This is a genomic window from Kitasatospora sp. NPDC088742 (assembly GCF_055584905.1).
Map to the genome: position 1 here is coordinate 1 of NZ_JBVJLD010000035.1, position 20,930 is coordinate 20,930.

General features: G+C 72.2%; 20 protein-coding genes. 10 read left to right on the forward strand and 10 right to left on the reverse strand.

The genetic code is table 11. The annotated features are described in order from the left end of the window. Nucleotides 1-186: 186 nt before the first annotated feature. From ACZ6ZR_RS25150 to ACZ6ZR_RS25170, 5 genes are all read right to left on the reverse strand, one after another. Nucleotides 187-612, reverse strand: a complete 426-nt coding sequence (locus ACZ6ZR_RS25150) for a DMT family transporter (RefSeq protein ID WP_465645845.1) — start codon at nt 610-612, stop codon at nt 187-189. 45 nt (nt 613-657) lie between these two features. Then, entirely contained in the window at nt 658-975 is a 318-nt protein-coding gene (locus ACZ6ZR_RS25155) for a DMT family transporter (RefSeq protein WP_465645847.1), read from the reverse strand. A 73-nt stretch (nt 976-1,048) separates the two neighbouring features. Continuing rightward, complete coding sequence (locus ACZ6ZR_RS25160) at nt 1,049-1,720, reverse strand: DsbA family oxidoreductase (protein WP_465645849.1); 672 nt, start codon at nt 1,718-1,720, stop codon at nt 1,049-1,051. After that, nucleotides 1,717-2,241 (reverse strand): nucleoside deaminase, encoded by a 525-nt coding sequence (locus ACZ6ZR_RS25165; protein ID WP_465645851.1) that lies wholly within the window; start codon nt 2,239-2,241, stop codon nt 1,717-1,719. The genes ACZ6ZR_RS25160 and ACZ6ZR_RS25165 overlap by 4 nt, the downstream gene beginning before the upstream one ends. Nucleotides 2,242-2,371: 130 nt before the next feature. Next, nucleotides 2,372-3,502, reverse strand: coding sequence for an IS701 family transposase (locus ACZ6ZR_RS25170; protein WP_465645853.1), 1,131 nt, complete (start codon nt 3,500-3,502; stop codon nt 2,372-2,374). Nucleotides 3,503-3,804: 302 nt separating this feature from the next. On the opposite strand from ACZ6ZR_RS25170, the gene ACZ6ZR_RS25175 reads away from it, so the two are divergent. The 9 genes from ACZ6ZR_RS25175 (at nt 3,805) to ACZ6ZR_RS25215 (ending at nt 10,633) form a co-directional block, all read left to right on the forward strand. After that, nucleotides 3,805-4,236 carry a MarR family winged helix-turn-helix transcriptional regulator gene (locus tag ACZ6ZR_RS25175; protein WP_465645855.1) on the forward strand — a complete coding sequence of 144 codons (432 nt, stop codon included), beginning with the start codon at nt 3,805-3,807 and terminating at the stop codon, nt 4,234-4,236. Nucleotides 4,237-4,450: 214 nt separating this feature from the next. Continuing rightward, nucleotides 4,451-5,920 (forward strand): AMP-binding protein, encoded by a 1,470-nt coding sequence (locus tag ACZ6ZR_RS25180; RefSeq protein ID WP_465645857.1) that lies wholly within the window; start codon nt 4,451-4,453, stop codon nt 5,918-5,920. After that, on the forward strand, nt 5,917-6,180 hold the full coding sequence (locus ACZ6ZR_RS25185; RefSeq protein ID WP_465645859.1) for an acyl carrier protein: 264 nt from the start codon (nt 5,917-5,919) through the stop codon (nt 6,178-6,180). Before ACZ6ZR_RS25180 ends, ACZ6ZR_RS25185 begins: the two co-directional genes overlap by 4 nt. Before the next feature lie 95 nt (nt 6,181-6,275). Next, a complete protein-coding gene (locus ACZ6ZR_RS25190) occupies nt 6,276-6,650 on the forward strand; it encodes an ectoine synthase (RefSeq protein WP_465645861.1) in 375 nt (124 codons plus the stop codon). Between the two features lie 75 nt (nt 6,651-6,725). Beyond that, nucleotides 6,726-7,844 (forward strand): acyl-CoA dehydrogenase family protein, encoded by a 1,119-nt coding sequence (locus ACZ6ZR_RS25195; RefSeq protein WP_465645863.1) that lies wholly within the window; start codon nt 6,726-6,728, stop codon nt 7,842-7,844. A 41-nt stretch (nt 7,845-7,885) separates the two neighbouring features. Further along, a complete protein-coding gene (locus ACZ6ZR_RS25200) occupies nt 7,886-8,566 on the forward strand; it encodes a transglutaminase-like domain-containing protein (protein ID WP_465645865.1) in 681 nt (226 codons plus the stop codon). 11 nt (nt 8,567-8,577) lie between these two features. Then, complete coding sequence (locus tag ACZ6ZR_RS25205; RefSeq protein WP_465645867.1) at nt 8,578-9,387, forward strand: maleate cis-trans isomerase family protein; 810 nt, start codon at nt 8,578-8,580, stop codon at nt 9,385-9,387. Further along, nucleotides 9,384-9,653, forward strand: a complete 270-nt coding sequence (locus ACZ6ZR_RS25210) for a DUF6253 family protein (protein WP_465645869.1) — start codon at nt 9,384-9,386, stop codon at nt 9,651-9,653. The genes ACZ6ZR_RS25205 and ACZ6ZR_RS25210 overlap by 4 nt, the downstream gene beginning before the upstream one ends. Nucleotides 9,654-9,727: 74 nt before the next feature. Further along, nucleotides 9,728-10,633: a serine hydrolase gene (locus ACZ6ZR_RS25215; protein WP_465645871.1), complete on the forward strand. Its 906-nt coding sequence runs from the start codon at nt 9,728-9,730 to the stop codon at nt 10,631-10,633. Nucleotides 10,634-10,680: 47 nt separating this feature from the next. Here the strand turns inward: ACZ6ZR_RS25215 and ACZ6ZR_RS25220 are convergent, their stop codons facing one another. Together ACZ6ZR_RS25220 and ACZ6ZR_RS25225 are read right to left on the reverse strand one after the other, a co-directional pair. Then, a complete protein-coding gene (locus ACZ6ZR_RS25220) occupies nt 10,681-11,154 on the reverse strand; it encodes a hypothetical protein (RefSeq protein ID WP_465645873.1) in 474 nt (157 codons plus the stop codon). A 98-nt stretch (nt 11,155-11,252) separates the two neighbouring features. Beyond that, nucleotides 11,253-11,978, reverse strand: a complete 726-nt coding sequence (locus ACZ6ZR_RS25225) for a flavodoxin family protein (RefSeq protein ID WP_465645875.1) — start codon at nt 11,976-11,978, stop codon at nt 11,253-11,255. 130 nt (nt 11,979-12,108) lie between these two features. Between ACZ6ZR_RS25225 and ACZ6ZR_RS25230 the strand changes: the two genes are divergently transcribed. Beyond that, nucleotides 12,109-12,999: a LysR family transcriptional regulator gene (locus tag ACZ6ZR_RS25230; RefSeq protein WP_465645877.1), complete on the forward strand. Its 891-nt coding sequence runs from the start codon at nt 12,109-12,111 to the stop codon at nt 12,997-12,999. 569 nt (nt 13,000-13,568) lie between these two features. Here the strand turns inward: ACZ6ZR_RS25230 and ACZ6ZR_RS25235 are convergent. Genes ACZ6ZR_RS25235 through ACZ6ZR_RS25245 form a run of 3 tightly spaced genes read right to left on the reverse strand, consistent with a single transcriptional unit; the run spans nt 13,569 to nt 20,908 of the window. Next, entirely contained in the window at nt 13,569-14,243 is a 675-nt protein-coding gene (locus ACZ6ZR_RS25235; protein WP_465645879.1) for a DUF7158 domain-containing protein, read from the reverse strand. Then, nucleotides 14,240-18,445: a glycoside hydrolase family 38 N-terminal domain-containing protein gene (locus tag ACZ6ZR_RS25240; protein WP_465645881.1), complete on the reverse strand. Its 4,206-nt coding sequence runs from the start codon at nt 18,443-18,445 to the stop codon at nt 14,240-14,242. Before ACZ6ZR_RS25240 ends, ACZ6ZR_RS25235 begins: the two co-directional genes overlap by 4 nt. 42 nt (nt 18,446-18,487) lie before the next feature. Then, nucleotides 18,488-20,908, reverse strand: coding sequence for an endo-beta-N-acetylglucosaminidase (locus ACZ6ZR_RS25245; RefSeq protein ID WP_465645883.1), 2,421 nt, complete (start codon nt 20,906-20,908; stop codon nt 18,488-18,490). Nucleotides 20,909-20,930 lie beyond the last annotated feature (22 nt).

Genomic DNA, 20,930 nt, shown 5'->3' on the forward strand with positions numbered 1-20,930 from the left:
GGGGCCCCCCCCCCCCGGGGGCGGGGTGGGGGGGGGGGGGGGGGGGGGGCCCGCGGGCCCGGCCCCGGGCCCCGCCCCCCCCCCCCGGCGCCCGCCCCCCCCGGGCGGGGGGCCCCCCCCCCCGGGGGGGGGGGCCCCCCCCCACCGGGTCGGACGACGGCCCCCGACGGCGGGGCTGGGCATCCGTCAGATCTTCACGGGCTGGGCGGGGTTCTCCTGCCGGGCCGGCTGCTCGACCTCGGGGGCCGAGCCGCTGCTCTGCATCCGGTCGGCGAGCTTGAGCCAGATCACGCCGACGATGATGACGGCCAGCCAGACGCCCTGGGCCACGGTGAGGTGCTCGTCGAAGACCACCGGCCCGAGCAGGGCGGCGCCGACCGAGCCGATGCCGGCCCAGACCGCGTAGCCGATGCTGACGTCGATGGTGCGCAGCGCGGCGCTCAGGGCCCAGAGGGTCAGCAGGAAGAACACCACCGCGACCAGCGACCACCAGAGCTTGGTGAAGCCGTCACTGCCGCCGACCGAGAGTGCGTAGCCGACCTCGAACGCGCCGGCCAGGAGGAGCATCAGCCAGGAGTTGGCCGATCCGGAGTTGGAGCTGGTGTCGGACATGTGCGCGGTCCCTTCTTGGTGGATCGGAGTGGGGTGAGGTGGGGCTCAGACGCCGCTGAGCTGGAGGCCGACGACGCCGGCGATGATGACGAGGATGCCGAGCGCCTTCTGCCAGCTGAGCTTCTGGCCGAACAGCGCGGCGCCCAGCAGGGTGATGCCGATGCCGGAGACGGAGGTCCAGATGGCGTAGCCGACACCGACGTTGAAGGTCTGCAGTGCCTTGCTGAGGAAGAAGGTGCCGATCGCGCCGCTGATCAGGGTGGCGGCGGTCCACGGGCGGTTCTTGAAGCCTTCGGCCTTGCCGGCCGCGATGGCCACCGCGATCTCGAAGACCACGGCGATGGCGAGGTAGATCCACTGCATGGGAATTCCCCTTTCGCTGCTTGGGAGTTGAGCCGTGCGGGTCGGTGCGGAGCAGGCACGGCGGGAGTGCGGGTCAGCAGCCGTCGATGCCGCAGGCGGCGCCCCGGGTGACGGCCTGTTCGGCCTGGACGTCGAGCACGGCCTTGCGGATCTGGGCCGCCGTGGCGACGCCCTCGATCCGGTGGCGCTCGCCGATGATCAGGGTGGGGGCGACGGTGATGCGGTACGCCTCGGCGGCCCGCAGTGCCTCCCGGTGGGTCTCGGTGTAGGTCCCCGCGTCCAGTGCCTGGGTGAACTCGCCGCTGTCCAGGCCGAGTTCGGTCGCGATGTCGGCGAGCACCGCGGGCTGCCCGATGTCCCGGTCCTCCTGGAAGAAGGCCCGCAGGAGGCGCGGGGTGTACTCGGCGGCCTTGCCGTGCTCGGCGGCGTACTGGTAGCCCTCGAAGGCCAGCCGGGTGTAGGGCTGCGGGGAGACCGTGGGCAGGGTGATGTCCACGCCCATCCGGCGGGCCATCGGGTAGACCGACCTGGCCCAGACGGCGGGCAGGTAGGCGTCCTCGGGGCGCAGCGTCGGGGTGGGGTGGGGCCGCAGCTCGAAGGGCATCCACTCGATCTCGACGTCGAGGTCGTGGGTGGCCTCGTGCAGCGGGCCCTCGGCCAGCATGCAGAACGGACAGACGTAGTCCGACCAGACCTTGATCTTGACCTTCTCGGTCGAAGGCCCGGTGGCGGAAGGCTCGTTCACGGTCGCTCCCGGTCGGTGGTTCGGACGTCGGTGCGGGCTTCGGTGCGGTCCAGGCTGAGGAAGTCCTCGAAGGGCTCGGTGTCACCCGGGGTGCGCAGCGAGGTGACGCGCAGCGGCCAGCTCTCCGGGTCGTCCGCGAAGATCGAGTACGAGCCGGTGTAGTCGAAGCCGTACCTGGCGGCGGTCAGGCGGTCCACGGCGTGCACGATGTGGGACACGTTGAAGTAGAGCGAGGCCATGTAGCAGAGGGCGCAGGGCTCTCCGGAGGCGATCAGCGTGGCGCCCGCGGTGGCGTGCAGCCCGTAGGTGCCGGCCGCCTGGCGCAGGGCGACCACCTCGGCGTGGGCGGTGGGGTCGTTGTCCTCGCGCACCCGGTTGAAGCCGGTGCCGAGGATACGGCCGTGGTTGACGACCACCCCGGAGAACGGAATGCCACCCCTGGCCACGTGTTCACGGCTGATCCGGACCGCCTCGCGGACGTACCCGGTCAGCTCGCTCTCCGAGATCTCGGAGTGACGCATGCTTCCCCCTGGTCGAAGCCGAAACACTTGCATGTATAAGCATATTCAGATCCCGCACAGAGCCCCATTGCTGGGGCCTGGCGATGGATAAAGCTTGCATGAGCAAGCATCTCGCTGTCAACAGCTGAGCTCAGGCAGCCCTCAGGGCGGCCGGCGGGAGCTCGGAGGAGGGCGCGGCGGCGAGCCGGCTGTAGGCGAAGGCCGCCGAGACCAGGGCCATGTGGTGGTGCCAGCCCGGGTACGAGCGGCCCTCGAAGTCCCTTAGCCCGAAGCCCCGTTGGAGCTGGTTGACGGTCTCGTCGGCGGCCGGGCGGCGCTCCGCGTAGGCCAGCAGCTCCTCGGCCGGACGGTTCACCATGTTGGTGATCCAGAGCTGGTCCTGCTCCTTGGCGCGCAGCGCGGGCTGGGTGAACACCCGGTGCATCCGGGCCCGGCCGGCCGCCGCGGTCACCCCGGGCACCTGCACCAGGCCACCGCGGTCGCCGCCCCTCCCCGCCCCCGGCGTTTCACCTCCCCCGCAGTCGGCGAGGATCCGGAGCGCGGGCATCAGGGCGCGGCCGGAATTGCAGGCGCGGACGTCCAGCGGAGCCAGCGGAAATCCGCCCGGAATCGCCAGCAGGAATTCCAGCCCCCGCTGGTTCAGCCCCTCGGCGATCAGCACCGGATCCAGGTATCCGTCGAGGTCCACCACCAGCGGGACGCTCTGGTGACGGGAGCGGCCCACCGTGAGGTCCACCAGCCGGAGGATGTCCTCCTCGGTGGTGGCCGCGGTGGCGAACGGGATCCGGGCCTGCTCGCGCAGCGCCGCGGTGGTCCAGGACTCGGGGAGCAGCAGGCGCCAGCCGACCGGGAGGTCCCCGGCCTCGGCGGAGAGGAAGACCGCGGTGCCCACCTGGCAGTTGACGGTCCGTCCGGCGCCGGGGACGAAACGGCGGTGCACGCCACAGGACTTGTCCCCGCGCTTGGGCAGGACCACCGGGGCGACGGTCCAGGCCCGCGGTCTGGCGCGGTCCTCGGCCCACTGCCTCAGCCGGTCGAGGACCGGCTCCCAGCCCCAGGGGCTCTCGTTGACGAACTGGTGCAGCGCCTGCGCCGCAGTGGGCGAGTCACTGGCCAGCTCGGCCAGCCGGCGCACCGACTTCTTCCCGGAGGTGCCGAGGAGGCCGTAAACGTACGCGTGCGCCCATCTGCGCTGGTCGGATCTGCGGAAGTGGGCGAACAGTTGGTCCGTGAACTGGGCGACGGGATCCCGCCTGCTCATGTCGTTGGTCCCTCCCGTGGCTGCGGAAACGCGGCGTCAATTCGGGCATCCCTCACAGTAAAGAACGTCCGCTCCGTTTTCCACCGACGGAAAGTAGGGCTCCCACTCCGTCAAATCCGAATGACCGGGGGCACCCCTTTCCGACGGAATCCCGGGCCTGCTCCGTCAGCACGCGCCCCCGGCGCCGGCGTCACCCGCCCCGGGCAAACCGACCGCCCGGCTCAGAAACTTGCATGAGCATGTATCATTCCTCGGAGACCGCAGCAACCCCAGAGGGAGGCACCATGGCGAACTCTCCACCCGTGTCCCTACCCACCTCAGACCACGCGGTGTGGAACCGCGTCCTCACGCTGCACACCTACGTGGAGCGCGAGTTGGCCCTGGCCCTGCAGCGCAGGCACGGCATAGGACTGTCGGAGTACCGCTCCCTGGAGCACCTCCACCACTCCGCCACCAGCGAGCTGCGCATGCAGGACCTGGCCGACAAGGTGGGCCTCGGCCAGTCCTCGGTGACCCGCCTGGTGGGCCGCCTGGAGACGGCCGGCTTCGCCTTCAAGGACCTGTGCCCCTCGGACAAGCGGGGCGTCTACGCGGTCATCACCGACGAGGGCCGCGAGCGCTACCAGGCGGCCAGGGCCACCTACGCGGAGGTGCTCTCCTCCGCGCTCAACACCTTCACCGCCGACCCCACCCTGGGCCCCACGGTCCAGGCACTGCGCGCGGCCCAGGGCTGACCCCCGGCCTCGCGCCCGACCCCGAACGCCTTGGCGTTCGGGGTCTTTTTTATTTGCATATGCAAGTTGAGTGGTCCGCGTCACAACCACTTCGCCAAGTGGATGCTTGACCAAGCATGTACCTGCTCGGCTAACTTTTCTCTCGACAGCGCACGATTCGAACAGCCGGACGGCACCCACACTGCCGGAGGCTGCGACTGCGAGGAATCCCGCCGTGCCATCGTCCCGCCTCGCCGAGACAGTCGCCTCCCACGGCCGCACTCGGCCCCACCAGATCGCGCTCCACCACCACGACCAGGCCGTGACCTACGGTCAACTGCTCAACCTCACCCAGGAGTTGGGCAGGAAGCTGGCGCAGCTGGCACTGCCGGAAGGCAGCACCGTCTGCGTACCGGCGCACAAGACGCCGCAGACCGTCGCCCTGCTGCTGGCCCTGGCCGGCCGGGGGCACGTCGCCCTGGCGCCCTCCCCCGACCTCGGCGGCGAGGTGCTCGACCGCCTCGCCCGGCAGGCCCGGGCGGTGCGGGTGCTCACCGCCGAGGAGAGCGGCGGCCTCACCGCCGCCCCGGTCGCGGCGGACGAGCGGGAGGCCGACGGCTTCTCGGTGCCGGACCCGGCCCGGACCAGGCTGCTGCTCACCACCTCCGGCTCCACCGGCACGCCGAAGATCGTGCCGATCGAGCAGGACGGCTTCGAGTCCTTCGCCGACTGGGCCACCGAGGAGTTCGGGCTCTCCGTCCACGACACCGCGCTCTCGTACGCACCGCTCAACTTCGACCTCGCCCTGCTGGACGTCTGGGCCTTCCTGCGGCTCGGCGCCACCGTGGTCCTGGTGGACCGTCAGCGCGCCGCCGACGGCGAGCAGCTGGCCGAGCTGGTCGCCCGGCACGGCGTCAGCTTCCTGCAGGGCGTGCCGATGATGTACCGGCTGATGCTCGAACGGGCCGGGGTCTTCCGCACCGTCCGGCACGCCGTCTTCACCGGCGACCGGATGCCGGCCGAGCTGCTCGGCCGGACCGCCCCGGCCTTCCCCCGGGCGGCGTTCCACAACGTGTTCGGGTGCACGGAGACCAACGACTCCTTCATCCACCGGCTGGACCCCGCCGACCTGTCCGGTCCGATGCCGATCGGCCGGCCGATCCGCGGCACCGAGGCCCTGGTGCTGAACCCGGACGGCGGGCGGATCACCGGCGCCGGAAGCGGTGAACTGCTGGTCACCACGCCGTTCCAGACCACCGGCTACCTGCGCCGGGAGCTGAACGTGGCGGCCTTCACCGAGCTCGACGGCAAGGTCTTCTACCGGACCGGGGACATCGTCAGCCGGGCCCCGGACGGCCGCCACTTCCTGGAGGGGCGCGCGGACTGGCACGTCAAGGTCCGCGGCATCCGCACCAACCTCCAGGAGGTGGAGAACGTCATCGCGGCCCACCCCGACGTCACCGAGGCGGTGGTGGTGCCGCTGCCCGACCCGGAGGCCGGAGTCCGCCTGCACGCCCACGTCACCCACCGGCCGGGCAGCACGCTCACCGGGCTGCGGCTGCGCACCCACCTGGGCCGGCACCTGCCCCGGCACGCCATCCCCAGCTCGGTGCACGTCACCGGCACCGCACTGCCCCGCACCTCGACGGGCAAGCCCGACCGCAACCTCATCAAGCAGAACCGCCTGAAGGAGAGCGACGCATGAGCAGCACCGAGACAGCCGACGAGGTCCGCGCCTACGTCGCGGCCGAGTTCCTGGCCGGCGAGGACGCCTCCGACCTGACCGACGACTACGACCTGATCGAGTCCGGCGTGCTCCACAGCCTGGGCCTGGTGCGGCTGCTGTCGCACCTCGCCGAGGCCTACCAACTGCCGGTCGACGAGCTGGACTTCAGCCCCGACGACTTCCGGACCATCGACTCGATGGTGGCGCTGATCCTCAAGCACCGCCCCGCCACCGTCTGAGCGACCGCACCGCCCGCACTGCCCGTTCCACCGCACCACCGGCACCCAGCCACCCACCCGGAACACCTTCCGCATTCCGCATAGGAGAGACAGCCATGTTCGTTCGCAGCCTCGATGACGTCGCCCCGGTCGAGTGGGGCAACGGCACCAGCCACCGCCTGCTGACCAAGTCCGACGGCATGGGCTTCGCCGTCGCGGACACCCTGGTCCGCAAGGGCACCTCCAGTGCGCTGCAGTACCGCAACCACCTGGAGGCCTGCTACTGCGTCGGCGGCTCGGGCGAGGTCGTGGAGAAGGACGGCACCCGTCACAAGATCACCAAGGGCACCATCTACGTCCTGGACCAGCACGACCCGCACTACCTGATCGCCTCGGACGACGAGGACCTGCTGCTGGTCTCGATCTTCAACCCGCCGATCGTCGGCACCGAGAAGCACGTCCTCTCCGAGGACGGGTTCTCGCAGTACTGATCCGCCCCGGCGCCCGGGCCCGCCGCACCCCCTGGCGGCGGGCCCGGCCCGCGCGACCCACCCGAGGAGCCCGACGTGACCGAGGACCTGTACCAGCTCACCGCACCCTGGGCCGACCGGCTCAACGCCGACCTGGCGGCGGCCGACGCCGCCGGGGAGTTCCCGCACGACAAGTGGAAGGCGCTCCGGGAGACCGGCCTGTTCCGCACCCACTTCGCCACCGAGTACGGCGGTGCCGGCCACGGCCTGACCGCCACCATGCGCGTCCTGGAGGGCCTCGGGTACGTCTCGCACGACGCCGGGCTCTCCTTCTCCGCCTCCACCCAGATCGTCTCGGTCGGCGTGCCCCTCCAGCGGTTCGGCAGCCCGGAGTTGAAGGAGCAGCACCTGCCCCGGATAGCCTCCGGCGAGGCGATCACCGCGCACGCCATCACCGAGAGCGGCGGCGGCTCGGACGCGATGAACCTCACCACCACCGCCCGCCGCGAGGGCGACGAGTACGTGGTCGACGGCGGCAAGATGTTCATCACCAACGCACCCGTCGCCGACCTCTTCCTGCTCTACGTCCGCACCGGCCGGCCCGGCCCGTTCGGCCTCACCACCCTGCTGGTCGAGGCCGGCACCCCCGGGCTGACCGTCGGGCCCGCGATGGACAAGATCGGCCTGCGCACCAGCCCGGTCGGCACGCTGACCTTCGATCAGCTGCGGGTGCCGGTGCGGCAGCGGGTCGGCCAGGAGGGCACCGGCTTCCTGGTGCTCGACCACGTGATGAAGCGCGAGGTGCTGTTCGGGTTCTCGCTCACCCTGGGCGAGATGACCAGGCGGCTGGAGACCACCGTCGCGTTCGCCAAGGAGCGCCACCAGTTCGGCCGGCCGATCGGCGACTACCAGGCCGTCTCGCACAAGATCGCCGACATGAAGATCCGGGTCGAGACCGCCCGCAAGTGGCTGACCGACACCGGCGCCAAGGTGGAGCGCAACGAGGACTCCGCCCTCGACCTGGCCGCGACCAAGACCGTGGTCTCCGAGGCCAACCTGCAGACCGCGCTGGACGCGGTGCAGATCCACGGCGGCCGCGGCGTGCTCACCGAGTACGGCGTCGAGCGCGACCTGCGCAACTCGATCGCCGGGACGATCTACTCCGGCACCTCCGAGATCCAGCGCAACCGGATCGCCACCCTTCTCGGGCTCTGAGAACGCCCTCCGAGAATGCACTCCGAGAGGAACTCCCCGTCATGACCGAGCAGTTGGACCACCTCACGCTGCCCACCGCCTTCCTGGACCATCAGACCGAGGAGGTCCAGGCCTTCGTCGACCACGCGGTGAAGGACCGCTCCGCCGACCCGGTGACCATGGCCACCGAGCTCTACTACGCCGTCCGCGACGGCGTGTTCTACGAGGTCTACGGCGCCCCGCTGACCGAGCAGGGCCTGCGCGCCTCGAACACCGTGACCACCAGGTCCGGCTTCTGCATGCACAAGTCGGTGCTCTACGCGGCCGCCGTCCGCGCCGTCGGCATCCCCTCCCGGCTGCTCTACAGCGACGTGCGCAACCACCTCGCCTCGCCCCGGCTGCTGGAGCACATCGGCAGCGACGTGTTCTTCCACTCGCTCACCCAGGTGCACCTGGAGGGGAAGTGGGTGAAGGCCACCCCGGTCTTCAACAAGCTGCTCTGCAAGCTCTACGGCATGCAGCCGCTGGAGTTCGACGGCCGCACCGACAGCCTCTACCACCCGACCGCCGAGGGCGGCGGCTCGATGGAGTTCCTCACCGACCACGGCGCCTTCGACGACCTGCCGTACGAGTTCGTGCTGGCGAACATGCGCCGCAAGCACCCCAAGTTCCTGGACAGCACCGGCACCGGCACCGTCTCCGGCGGACGGCTGGCCGACGAAGCCACCACCCCCGCCCACTGAGGAGAGCGACGATGAGCAGCACTCCCCCGCCCGTCGACGGCTGGGACGCCTCCACCCGGATCGGCGTCGTCGTCCCGCACGCCGACGTCGGCCCGGAGGCCGAACTCCAGGCGCTCGCGCCGGAGTCGGTGACCATCCACGGCTCCCGGATCCACTTCGCCGCGATGCGGGCCGGCGGCGAGATGGACGAGAAGATCCCGCACGACCCGATCCTCGACTTCGTCAAGGCCCCCTACCTGGACCAGGCCGTCGAGCTGCTCGCCGCCTCCCCGCTGCACGCGCTCACCCTCGGCTTCACCTCCTCCAGCTACGCGCTCAAGGCGCAGGGCGAGCAGGAGCTCTACGAGCGGCTGCTGCCGGTCACCCGCGGCCTGCCGATCACCGGCACCACCAAGGCCGCCCGGGCCGCCTTCGACGCGCTCGGCGCCCGCCGGATCGCGCTGGTCAACCCGCCGTGGTTCGACGACGCGCTCTCCGCCCAAGGAGCCGACTACTTCGAGGAGTTCGGCTACCAGGTGATCCACCACGGCCCGTGCGGACTGCCCTCGAACCAGAAGGCGATCACCCCGGAGAACCTCTCCGCCTGGATCCGCACCACCGTCGCCGCCCACCGCCCGGACGCCGTCCTGGTGGCCGGCAACGGCATCCGCGCGGTCGGCACCATCAAGCCGCTGGAGGAGGAGCTCGGCTTCCACGTCCTGACGGCCAACCAGGTGATCATGTGGCACGCGCTGCACCTCGCCGACGCCGCCCACCTGGCCGCCGCCGTCACCGACTACGGACACCTGTTCTCGGTCGCCCCGAAGGACGGCACGGTATGAGCCTCCTCGACGCCCACGCCTACGAGGCGGTCTTCGGCACCCCCGAGGGCGACACCTACCGCGTCCCGCTGGTCTGCTGGCGCGAGGACGGCGAGCACGTCCACGGCCTGGCCCTGATCAAGGGTCACCTGCGCCGGGTGGACCGGCTGCCGCAGTTCCTCCGCTACGCGGACCGCGCCGAGGCCCGCCGCGGCGCACCCGTAACCGGCCCCGAGGTGACCACCCTGGCGACGGTCCGTCCGCTCTCGGAGGCCCGCCTCCCCTAGCCGCTGTCTCCCCCCTGCCACTGCCCCCGCCCCCGGCCCCCGTGGGGGCGGGGGTCTGCGGCAGAATCAGCACCATGACGGACCACATCCGAGCGGTGTTCGAGAAGGCCGGTTGCCGGGGCGCACTCTGCGTCCAGGAGGTCGACGGCGAGGGCGAGCTCGCGCTCGACGCCGACGCACCGGTGGTGTCGGCCTCCGTGAGCAAGGTGCAGATCGCGCTGGAGGCCGAGACCTGGTTCGCCGAGGGCCGGCTCGACCCGCGCGAGCGGGTGGTGCTGCGCGCCGGGGAGCGGACCGACGGCCCCACCGGCCTCTCCCTGCTGGAGGACGACGCCGAACTCTCCCTGCGGGACCTGGTGGTGCTGATGCTCACCATCAGCGACAACCCCGCCACCGACGAACTGCTCCGCCGGATCGGCACCGCCGCCGTCAACGCCACCGCCGCCCGCCTCGGCCTCACCGGCACCGTGCTCGGCTCCGACCTGCGCACCATGCTCGACACCGTCGGCGAGGACCTCGGCCGGGCCGGCTGGGCCGACCTCCAGCGTTGGTCCCCCACCGCCACGGCCGCCGAACACGCCGAGGCCGACCGGCAGTTGGCCGCCTCCCGCGCCCTGGACCCGGAGCGCAGCCCGCTGCGCACCACCCCGCGCGACATGGCCCGCCTGCTGACCCTGATCTGGACCGACCGGGCCGGACCGGCCGAAGCCTGCGCCCGGGTCCGCTCGGTGATGGCCCGTCAGCTGACCCGCCACCGCCTCGGCAGCGCCTTCCGCCCGCCGGCCCGGGTCGCCGCCAAGAGCGGCAGCCTGTTCGGGGTGGTCCGCAACGAGATCGGCGTGATCACCCTCCCCGACGGCCGCCGCTACGCCACCGCCGTCTTCACCCGCTCCGCCCCCGGCGCCGACGACCCCGCGATCAACACCGCCATCGGCACCGCGGCCGCGCTCGCGGTGGCCGCGCTCACCGGAGGGACATGACCAGCCCGCTCGGGCTCCGATCGCGGCCTCCTCAGCATCGGCGCTTCCTACCGCGCATAACCCCCAGCGGCTTCCGCAGCTTCGGCGTGGCGGAGCAGCACGGCGAAGTTCGCGATGTTGAGTCCGTAGAACGGCCTGTCCTCCGGAAGGCGGAAGTATCGGGTGCCCTCGTAGGACTTCGTGGTGGTGTTGTCCACCGCAGTGCTCCGACCTATCGTCGCGAGAGCGCCGGCGACGACGGCGCTACCGTTGAGCAGCTCACCTGACCGGTGCCCCCACCTGAGGTACCGGTCCCCACTCGCGCCGGGCTCGTGCCCGGCCCACTGCACGTCGGAGCGCTCCGGGTGCATCGGGTGGTGCCACCAAGCGTTGAGCTCTGCGGCATGCGGCTCGGTGCTGCGCACCCACTCGACGGTGAGGGGAACACCGAACGGGATCGTCCCGTGGTCGATCAGCCACTGCGGGGCGGTCGCCTGACGGGGCTTCAGGCCCTTCGGATAGTCCTTGGCATACTTCCACACGGCGCTTGACCCTCTCGATCCGCAAGGGAGTGCGCGGCCCGAGGGGGTTGCGCCCACCGGACCGGTCCGGTGGACTCCCCCGGCCGGGCCCGCACCGATCACCGACCAGGGTACGAACGCGGCACAGCCTCCGGTTCACGGAGGGTGGCCGAGAGGGCTCGGGCCTCGTGTTCGGTCATCCTGGGGGTCTCGTACGGGACGGCGTTGACCCAGCGCTGGGTCAGGCGGGCGATCCGTTCGCCGTAGCGTTCGGCGGTGAGCAGGTCGCCGGGGGAGCCGGCCGACTCGGGGCCCTGGTCGGCGTGGCTCTGGCTCATCAGGCCGAGCCAGGAGCCGAGGCGGTTGAGGTCGTCGCGGGAGCCGCCGCTCCAGTTGTTGCCGGGCATGTCGCCGACGCCCACCCACTGCATGCCCATCTGGGCGCCGAAGACGGCCAGTTGCTCCAGGACAGTCAGCTTGTCGCCGCTCTGCGAGGCGGACATCGTGAAGGCCCCGGCCAGTTTGTCCTTCCAGGCCTGGGTGGTGAAGGGGGTGAACGCCGCCTCCATGAAGGCCTTGAACACGGCCGAGACGCTGCCCATCAGGGTCGGGGAGCCGAAGACGATCGCGTCGGCCCGCTCCAGCAGGGCCAGTACCTTCGGGTCGTACCAGCGGCCGGCGTTGACGTCCTCGGCGCGCAGCGGCACCAGGTGGACCGCCGCCCCCGGGACCGCCCGGGCCCCGGCCGCCAGGTGTTCGGCCAGGACCTCGGTGTGCCCGTGGATGGAGTGGTACACCACCGCCAGGGTCACCTTCGGCGCACCGTCAGTCTCGTTCAGGGTCATCGCTGTTCACTGCCTCCGTCGGGGGATCATCCGTCTGCCCACCATCAGACCCCGTCCGTGACGGGGCATCAACGGCGATCTGCGACGTGCAGCGATCGGCCGCACCGATCGATCGGGGTAGCGTGGCCCCGTGGACAGGATCGAGCTGGAAGCGTTCGTCACCGTCGCCGAGGAGCTGCACTTCGGCCGGGCCGCCGCGCGTCTGCACCGGGGGCAGCCCACCGTCAGCGACGCCGTCCGGCGGCTGGAGGGCACCCTCGGCGGGCAGCTCTTCCACCGGACCAGCCGCCGGGTCTCGCTCACCGAGCTGGGTGAGGCCCTGCTGCCCGAGGCGCGCGCCACGCTGGCCCAGCTGCTCCGCTTCCAACAGCGCGGCCGCGCACTGGCGGCGGGCGAGGGGGCCCGCACCACCCTCGTGGTCGCGCACGCCGAGTACACCTGTCACCAACTACTTCTGCGCTGCCTGCCGTTGCTGCGCGAGCGCTTCCCCGGAGTGACGATCGTGCCGGAGGTGATGTCCACCGCCGCCCAGGTCTCCGCCCTACGGGCCGGAACGCTCGGGCTCGGCATCGCCTGGGCACTCGGCGAAGTCACCGGGGTCCGGGCCAGCGCACTCTCCACGGAGCGCTTCGTGGCGCTGCTCCCTGCGGCCCATCCCCTCGCCGGCCAGGACGAGTTGAGCACCACCGAACTCTCCAGCAGCAGCCTCCTCACCTGGCCCCATCAGGTCAACAGCGGCCTCTGCGACCGCCTCCTGACCGCCTTCCAAATCGGCGGAGCCGACCTGCGCATCATCCGCACGGCCGACAGCGTCCACGCCATCGCGGCCCACGTGGCGGCCGGCACGGGCATCGGCATCACCGTCGAATCAGCCCTCGACGCCACACCCCCCGGCCTCCGGGCCATCCCCCTGTCCGGCCCGTCCACCGCCGCCGAACAGGTGGTGATCACCTCGACCGATCCCTCGGACGCCGCCGCCGCGCTGCGCGAACTCCTTCTCCAGGAAGCCTCGGTGGGGTGATGTCCGCGTTCGACGTCTACAGCTTCGGCTGCTTTCCCAGATAACCGGCCTCCTCCGGGCGCACAGCCCACCGTGCCGGCGCCGCCATCGGGTTTGACGACCAGAACGCACGTGGGACAAGCCCAGACGAAGTAGCGCTGGTCGGGGTGGGTGGTCGTCGTGTACGGGGACCTGGTGGGTGGAGCAGGAGCTCGGCGTTCTCGTGGTGCTCGATGGCAACCAGGCGACCGTGGGCAAGTGGACGTCCCCGACCTTCGTGTGACTCGGAGACTCCGCACGGCCACCGGACGGCCCTCGCCCACAGCACCTCGTCCACAGCTTGGAGCAGCTGCTCCAAGCCGCATCCTGCGGCTTCTGCCACGGTCTGCACCTCGGGTCGCCGCCCGCCGCGGGGGGGCGCGGTCGGCGGGCTGAGAGGGCCACCACGCAGCTCCCAGAGGATGCGCGGCTCCACCGCCGACGCATCATCGAGGGCCTCGACCGACCGCCGCACTGACGTTCGAGCTTCGGCGGGTGTGACCGCCGTTGGCCGCTGCTGCTCCAGGAGGCCGCGTTGGGGTGATCCCCCGTCAGTGCCGGTGGTGGTTGTCCGGCTGGGTCGGGTCGCCGGGGTGTTCGAGGCCGGGGACGAGGGTCAGACGGGTGGCGCGGGTGCGGTCGAGCCAGCGGGTGAAGGTGAGGCGGCGGGCGGCTTCGAGGGGGTGGGTGGTGGGGGCTGGGCCGGGGTGGGAGCGACGGCCGGTGAGGGTTGCGGTCCAGCCGGCGGCGGTGACTTCGGTGCCTGCCGGGGCGGAGCGGAGGGCGGTGGCGAGGACGGTGGGGAGGGTGTCGGGGTCGGCTTCGAAGTCGCCGTCCGGCGTGGAGAGTTGCCAGAGGGGTGCGGCCGGGGGTGGAGGTGAAGAGGGTGGGGCGGTGACGGTGGCGGTGACCGCCGCGTAGACGGCGCGGACGGCGGCGCTGGCCTCGAAGGCGGCGGCGGTGATGGAGCCGAGCTCCACGGCCGCGCGCTGGTCGAGCCGGACCGGGCCGGGCTCGGCGAGGTCGAGGCCGCGTTCGGTGGCGACGGCGGCGCAGAGCTCCTCGGTGAGGAGGACCTGGGCGACCCAGCGGGTGAGTTGGCGGTCCTCGGGGCTGCCGGGTGCGGGCAGGGCGGAGGTGCGCGGGCCGGAGCGCAGGGCGGCCAGGCGGCGGTCGAGGCCGGTGCGGGGGATCGGGCGGCCGTCGAGCAGACCGAGGATGTTCACGGGGTCACCACCACCTCGACGGTGGGGGCGTACTGGCAACGGCCGTACCACATCACCTTGGTGACGGCCCAGAAGGTGCCTGGTGAAGCCCCCGCCGGGGCTCGGACGGTGAAGGCCACCGAGGTCTCGGTACCCGCCGCGACGTGGAAGCCGCGGACCGGGTCGGGCAGCAGCTCCCAGCTGCCCCAGGGGGAGACGAGTTGGAGCTCGCCCCGGATCTCGCCCCGGGTGCGGTTGGCGAGCCGGATCACCAGCTCGGCGCGGCCACCGGGCGCGACCCGGACGGACGACGAGGCGACCTCCACCGTCAGTCCGGTGTCGCGGCCCTCGGTGGCGGTGGTGCCCTTGGTCTGGGACCACTCCTCGGGCGCGGGGCCGGGGGTGGGGAGGGAGACGCCGACGGCCACCGTGGCGACGTCCTCGACGAGTTGGCCGTCGTGCTCGGTCCGGACCGCCACGAAGTAGAGGCCGGGCGCGGCGTCGGCGGGCGGGGTGATGGTGACCGGGAAGCGGACGTGGCCGGAGGCGGTGAGCCGGTACGGGCGGCGGCGCGGGTTGGCCTGCCAGCCGTCGGGGGCGATCACCTCGGCGGTGCCCTCGACCTCGGCGTCCACCAGGTGGGAGGCGAGCACGGCGGAGAACTCGACCGGGGTGCCGTCCGTGACGGGTACCAGGCCGGGGGTCAGGCCGACGGAGACCGGGAGGTAGCCGAGCGGGGCGGGGCCACGGTTGTGCAACCAGTAGCGGGAGTGGACGGGTTGGGCGGTCTCGGCGACCGGGCCGAGCAACGGGCCGCCGGGGGGTGCGGCGGCGGTCGGACGGGCCGTCAGGGTGGCGATCTCGGAGCCGGCCAGGGGGAGCGGGAGGGTGGCCGGGGCGAGTGGGCGTTCCAGCAGGTCGGCGCGGTGCGGCGTGGCGAGGGACAGCGCGCCGGAGAGGGTGGCCTGCCGGCCGAGGCCGGTGGACTCGACCAGGCGGAGGGTGACGCCGGTGACCGACGGGTCGGTGGGGGCGGCCGAGCCGTGGGCGTGGGGGTTGCCGGTCGGTTTGAGGGTGCTCAGCCGTACCTCGCGCTGCGGTTCGACCCGCAGCCAGGAGTGGTGGGCGGGGAGGCTGCCCGGGCGGGGCGGGAGCACGGCGGGGAGGAGTGGGTGGTTGAACTCCTGCCCTTGGGAGGGGAGGTGCAGGGTGCGCCAGTCGCCCTCGCCGGAGACCAGGCTGTAGTCGAAGTGGTGGGTCCAGTGCTGGAGTTGGAAGGAGGAGCCGTCCGGGGCGGTGCGCCGGGGCGGGTCGATCCAGACGCCCGAGGGCCAGCCGGTGCAGGAGCGGAGCAGGGAGAGGTGCAGGGCGCCGGTCGGGTCGACCGCGAAGCCGGGCATGCCCCGGTTCAGCAGGGCCACGGTGTGATCGGTGAGCCGCTCGGCCTCGGGCAGCGGTCCGTCGGGGCTGACGGCCTCGATCACCGCGCCGTCCAGCACAACCCCGGCGGGGTCGGCCAGGATCAGGGCGGGCAGTGCCCGCAGGTCGCGCAGGTCGGCGTTGGGCTGCCAGGCCTCGCGCAGCGGCGCCCGCGCGGGCACCCAGACCCGGCCGTGCACGGCGAGCGCCTTGCGGTGCTCCTCCCCCGCCGACTCCAGCAACTCCCGCGCCACCGGGTTGACTTCGGGACCGCCCAGGACGATCCGGACGTCCGGGAGGTTGGAGTCCACCTCCAGCCAGCCGTAGCGCGCCCAGTCGGCGCCGGCGGTGGTAGCGGTGACTCCGCAGCGGGCCAGGGCGATCACGAACTCCCGTGCCTCGCCCGCTCGTTCGAGCGAGGGGATGACCACCTCGGCCACCCCGACGGCCCGCTCCCCCAGTGCCGAACCGTCCGGGGCGGTGAGCCGCACCCGGGCGGTGGAGCCGAGGCCGAACCAGGTGTTGGCGGGGTTGTCGAGCGTCCACGGCGCCTCGGCCACGTCCACGTCCGGCAGGGCGAAGCCGCGGCCGATCACGGCGTCGGCCACCTCGCTGACCGGCAGGGCGCCGGGCAGGTCGACCGGGAAGCGGACCCGGACCAGCCGGTCGGCTCCCCGGTGGTCGACCACGGTGGTGCGGAAGTCGATCCGGTCCTCGCCCGCCCAGAGGGTGACGGTCTGGCGGTGGGTCAGGCCGTCCACCTCCCCGGTGACCACCAGCCGCTCCCCGAGCGGCCCGGTCTCGCGCCGCACCTCGGCCGGGTGCTCGGCGGAGCCGGTCACGGGGCCCTTGGGCAGCAGGTGCCAGGGGCCCTCGCCGAAGTCCGGGTGCTGCGGGTACTCCTGGTAGACCCTCAGCTCGTTGCCGGTGCGCCCGGCCTGGAGCAGCTCCCGTCCGGACCGAAGGTCGAGGACGCTGCTCAGGGTGCCCCCGCGCGCCGGGTCGGCCGTCACCCGGTAGCGGGCGTTCGCGGCCGTGGCACCCTCCGAGGACGACCAGAGCGGGGCGGCCGCCGGGCCGGGGAGCAGCCGCCAGGAGCGCCACCCGAGCGCCGGGACCTGCTCGGCCCGGAACAGCAGCTCACCGTTCCGGACAGCGGAGGGCAGCTCGACGGCCCCGTCCTCCGTCACCAGCCGCCCGCCCGTCACCCCCGCCGGCAGCGGTACCCGCACCACGCCCGAGCGGTCGAAGGAGAGGGTGTTGGTGACCACCACCGCCAGCCCCTCTCCCCGGGTGTCCACCGCGCCGGTGAGGGCGGCCAGCGCCGCGTCCCGCACCCCGGCGGCCAGGTCGTGGGCCTCCCGCCAGCCGCCCGCCAGGTCCAGGTAGACCTGGTCGGACTCGGAGCCGGTGACGGCGTCGTGGTGCGCGCCGTAGGCGAGGTGGCGCCAGACCTTGTCCAGGGCGGCGGCGGGGTAGCGGCCCAGGCCCTGGAGGGCGGCCAGGGTGGCGAGCTTCTCGGCGTCCAGGGCGGCCGTCTCACCGGCCCGCTGGGCCTGCTTGGTGTCGATGTAGGAGACGTCCTTGCCGGTGTAGACCGGGTTCATGTCCCGGCTCTGCGGGCTCAAGGTCCGCCCGGAGGACGAGAGTTCGGCCCGGACGGCGTCCAGGAAGTCGCGCGGGGTGCCGCAGACGAAGCGTGGCCAGAGGTACTTGCCGGCCCAGGAGCGGTGGATCTCGGTGACCCACTTGTTGGGCGGGGTGTAGTCGGTCCCGACCGGGAGCAGCAGGTTCCTGGTGGCGCCGACCGGCTTGAGCTTGCGGTAGAGCTCGTACACCGCGCGCTCGGCGGTGGCCAGGTCCGGGGAGCTGTCCATCCACCAGCCGGCCGAGTAGTGGTGCGGCATGTAGTGGGTGAGCACGCCCCGGCCCGAGGGCGAGAGCCACTCGAACTCGCTGGGGAACTGCATCACCGTGGCGTCGTCCTTGGCCTCGCGGAAGTTCTTCTGGATCGGGCCCCACTGGTGGAACGGCCCGCGGGCCCAGGCGCTGCCGGTGAGCCCGGCCTCGGCGAGCAGCCCCGGGAACTGCGGGTCGTGGCCGAAGACGTCCAACTGCCAGGCGGTGCGCGGGTCTCCGCCGAGGATGTCGCGCTGGTAGCCGATGCCGTAGAGGATGTTGCGGATGGTGGTCTCGGCGCCGGTGAGGTTGGTGTTGGGCTCGTTGTAGGTGCCGCCGACCAGCTCCACCCGGCCCTCCGCCAGCAGCTGGCGCAGCTCGGAGCGGCGTTCGGGGTGGAGGTCGAAGTAGGGCTTGAGGTAGTCGACTTCGGCCAGTACGAAGCGGTAGTCCGGGTCGCGGAGGGCGAGGTCGAGGTGGGCCTCCATCAGGGCGAAGCCGTTGCGCTCCCAGAGGGGGCGGGTGGTGGCGTCCCCGGCGAGCAGCTCCCAGGGGGAGGTGTAGGCGGCCTGGGTGTTCCACCAGACCGGGTCGTAGTGGAAGTGCGAGACCATGTACATGGTCCAGCCGGGCTCGGCGACCCGCACGGTCACGGTCGTCGTGGCGTCCACGGCCCGTACGGTGACCGGGAGTTCGGTGCCCGGCGGGAAGGCGGTGAGGTCGAGCGGGACCTCGACCGTCCCCGTGCCGGCCGCGGCGCCCTCGACCCCGGGCCCGGTCACGGTGACCACGGCGGCCGGCCCGTCGAGGGTGACCCGCAGGAGCTGGCGCGGGGCCTCGGCGGTACCGGTGAACAGGTCGGTGGACTCGACGGCGGTGATGCTGACCGGCACGGGGCTGGGCACTGGGCTGGTCCTCTCTGTCGTCACCTCGGTACGGACGGGGCGTCAGGAGCCCCAGGCCTCGAACTCGTAGATCCGGGCGGCCGGATCGGTGGTCTGGGTGGGCTTGGTCACCACCAGCCGGACGTACCGGGCGGTGAGGTTGACCGGGTGGGTGGTGGTGCCGGCGGTGTTCCCGGCGACCGTGACGGCGGTGGTCCAGGCGTCGGTGGTGGCGTTGCGGACCTGGACGGTGAAGTCGCGGGTGTTGTAGCTCGTGCTCTCGCCGCCCGCGCTCGCGTGCTTGACCACGAAGCTCGACAGCGGCTTGGCGGCGCCGAGGTCCACCTCCAGCCACTTGCTGCTGGTGAGGGCGCACCACTTGTCGGCGTTGCCGCCGGAGACGCTGCCGTTGACGGCCTTGGCCGGGCCCTCGTTGGCGTTGCAGGTGCCCGAGGCGGTCGCCGGGCGGTTGAGGGCGAGGTTGGTCTGCGGGGTGGTGCCGCTCCAGGTGACCGTGGCGGCGGCCACGCCCGAACGGCCGTACTCGGTGGAGACCGCCTCCATCTCCAGGGTGGTGGTGCTCTCGCTGCCGGCCCGGTCGAGCTTGGGCACGAACAGCGCGTCGTTCGGGGTCGCGCCGAGCAGGGTGCGGCTGCCGTCGGCGTTGCGCCGGTAGACCTCGTAGTGGTGCACGGGGGCGCCGCCGGAGGAGGCCGTCCAGGCGAGGCGGAGGGACTTCTGCGAGGCCGAGACGTCGGTGGAGCCGAGCACGGTCAGGCCCGAGGGCGCCGCGGGGGCGTCCACCGCGCCGTCGTAGACCGCGAGCTGACCCACCTTCACATCGTAGGAGGCGGCGCTGCCGGTGACCTGGAGGCCGAGCTGGGCGATGGTCCGTCCGGCGTAGGCCGACAGGTCCAGGGTCCTGCGCTCCCAGCCGGTGCCGGTGGTGGCGCCGAGGTCGAGCGGGACGAAGGTGGTGGGGGCGTCGGTGAAGGCCACCGCGGCCTTGAGGTTGGCGGCGCCGGCGGTGGGGGTCTTGAGCACCACGGAGAGCTTGGTGTCGGCGGCCACCGGCAGGCGGGTCTGGTAGAGCCGCAGGGTGTTGACGGCGTCCAGGGTGCCGGTGAGGCGCAGCGCGGAGCCGCCCTCGTAGGCGTCGGAGAAGTCGATGGCCGGGGTGAGCTTGGTGCCGGCGGAGGAGACCAGCCAGCGGTAGGTGGGCGGGACGTCCTGGAGCGAGAGGTTGTTCCAGCCGGTCGGGCTCACCTGCTTCCCGGCCGAGTTCCAGAAGTCGCCCTGGCCGGCGTCGAAGGAGGTGACGAAGGGCTTGGCCGTCACCGGGGAGGACTCCGGCACGTAGGTGGCCAGGCCCTTCCAGGACGAGGAGGTGGTGGTGTTGGACGGGTCGCCGTTGGCGCCGTCCCAGTAGCGGGCCTCCCGGGCGTGCGAATCGGCCCGGGAGGTCGAGGAGTTGTAGGTCCACTCGGGGCGGTAGAGGCCGAGCGAGGTGGTGTGCGGCTGCCCGGCGGGAAAGAGCGAGGCCCAGTCCACCGAGGTGTTGTAGCCGTTGGCCTCGGTGTCGATGCCGGAGTAGAGCTCGTACTCGTTGCGGCCGAGCGAACGGGCCAGGTTCTTGGAGGAGTTGAGACCCGAGGAGCTCCAGTTGAAGTTCAGGAACATCGAGTCGGAGGTGCGCTGGGCGCCCTCCTGGAGGAAGGCGTCGTTGGCCGAGGTGAGGGCGTTCTGCCAGCTCACCGAGCCGCCCTCGGTCATCGCGTCGTACCACATGAAGTCGACCGCGCCCTTGGACTTGGCGTAGCGCATCGCGTTGCGGACCTCACCCGCCAGGGCCGAATCGCCGCCGCCGGTCTCCTGGTTGACGAACCATCCGTCGAAGCCGTACTGCTGGGCGACCTGCACCAGCTTGTCGGCGACGGGGTAGCTCGAGCCGGACTTCTGGACGAAGTCCCGCACCCACTGGAGCTGGCCGCCGTAGGCGGCGGGCGGGAAGAAGACGGTGCCGTAGACCTTCACGCCGTTGCGGTGGGCGGCGTCGATCACGGTGGAGTTGGGGGCCAGGATCAGGCCCTCGGAGGCGGAGCCGCCCCAGAAGACCAGGGTGTCGACGTACTGCCAGTGGCTGAAGGCGTAGTAGTTCGGGCTGGCGGAGCCCTGGGAGGGGTTGTTGGAGGTGGGGCCGAAGGAGACCAGCGAGACCACCTTGCCCTCGCCCGCCCTGGCGTTCGGGTTGGCCTTCAACTGCGGGTCGGAGACCCGGGGTTGGAGCGGCACCTTGGAGCGGTTGAAGCGGGCGTCCGGGTCGGTGGCCGGGTCCCAGTTCAGGATGGTGCTCGGGTGCCAGTAGGAGGCGTAGGGCTGGTTCCCGGCGGCGGCCGCCACCGGGGCGGCTACGGCTGACGGTACGGCCAGCGCGGCGGTGCCGAGAGCGGCGCTGAGCAGCAGGGGCAGCAGGGTTCGTCTCATCCGAGTGCTCCGATCCGGCGCG

Coding starts and splice junctions, on each gene's coding strand:
- ACZ6ZR_RS25210 (WP_465645869.1), top strand. CDS start 9,384: ATGAGCCTCCTCGACGCCCACGCCTACGAGGCGGTCTTCGGCACCCCC.
- ACZ6ZR_RS25215 (WP_465645871.1), top strand. CDS start 9,728: ATGACGGACCACATCCGAGCGGTGTTCGAGAAGGCCGGTTGCCGGGGC.
- ACZ6ZR_RS25155 (WP_465645847.1), bottom strand. CDS start 975: ATGCAGTGGATCTACCTCGCCATCGCCGTGGTCTTCGAGATCGCGGTG.
- ACZ6ZR_RS25190 (WP_465645861.1), top strand. CDS start 6,276: ATGTTCGTTCGCAGCCTCGATGACGTCGCCCCGGTCGAGTGGGGCAAC.
- ACZ6ZR_RS25225 (WP_465645875.1), bottom strand. CDS start 11,978: ATGACCCTGAACGAGACTGACGGTGCGCCGAAGGTGACCCTGGCGGTG.
- ACZ6ZR_RS25150 (WP_465645845.1), bottom strand. CDS start 612: ATGTCCGACACCAGCTCCAACTCCGGATCGGCCAACTCCTGGCTGATG.
- ACZ6ZR_RS25165 (WP_465645851.1), bottom strand. CDS start 2,241: ATGCGTCACTCCGAGATCTCGGAGAGCGAGCTGACCGGGTACGTCCGC.
- ACZ6ZR_RS25245 (WP_465645883.1), bottom strand. CDS start 20,908: ATGAGACGAACCCTGCTGCCCCTGCTGCTCAGCGCCGCTCTCGGCACC.
- ACZ6ZR_RS25200 (WP_465645865.1), top strand. CDS start 7,886: ATGACCGAGCAGTTGGACCACCTCACGCTGCCCACCGCCTTCCTGGAC.
- ACZ6ZR_RS25205 (WP_465645867.1), top strand. CDS start 8,578: ATGAGCAGCACTCCCCCGCCCGTCGACGGCTGGGACGCCTCCACCCGG.
- ACZ6ZR_RS25185 (WP_465645859.1), top strand. CDS start 5,917: ATGAGCAGCACCGAGACAGCCGACGAGGTCCGCGCCTACGTCGCGGCC.
- ACZ6ZR_RS25170 (WP_465645853.1), bottom strand. CDS start 3,502: ATGAGCAGGCGGGATCCCGTCGCCCAGTTCACGGACCAACTGTTCGCC.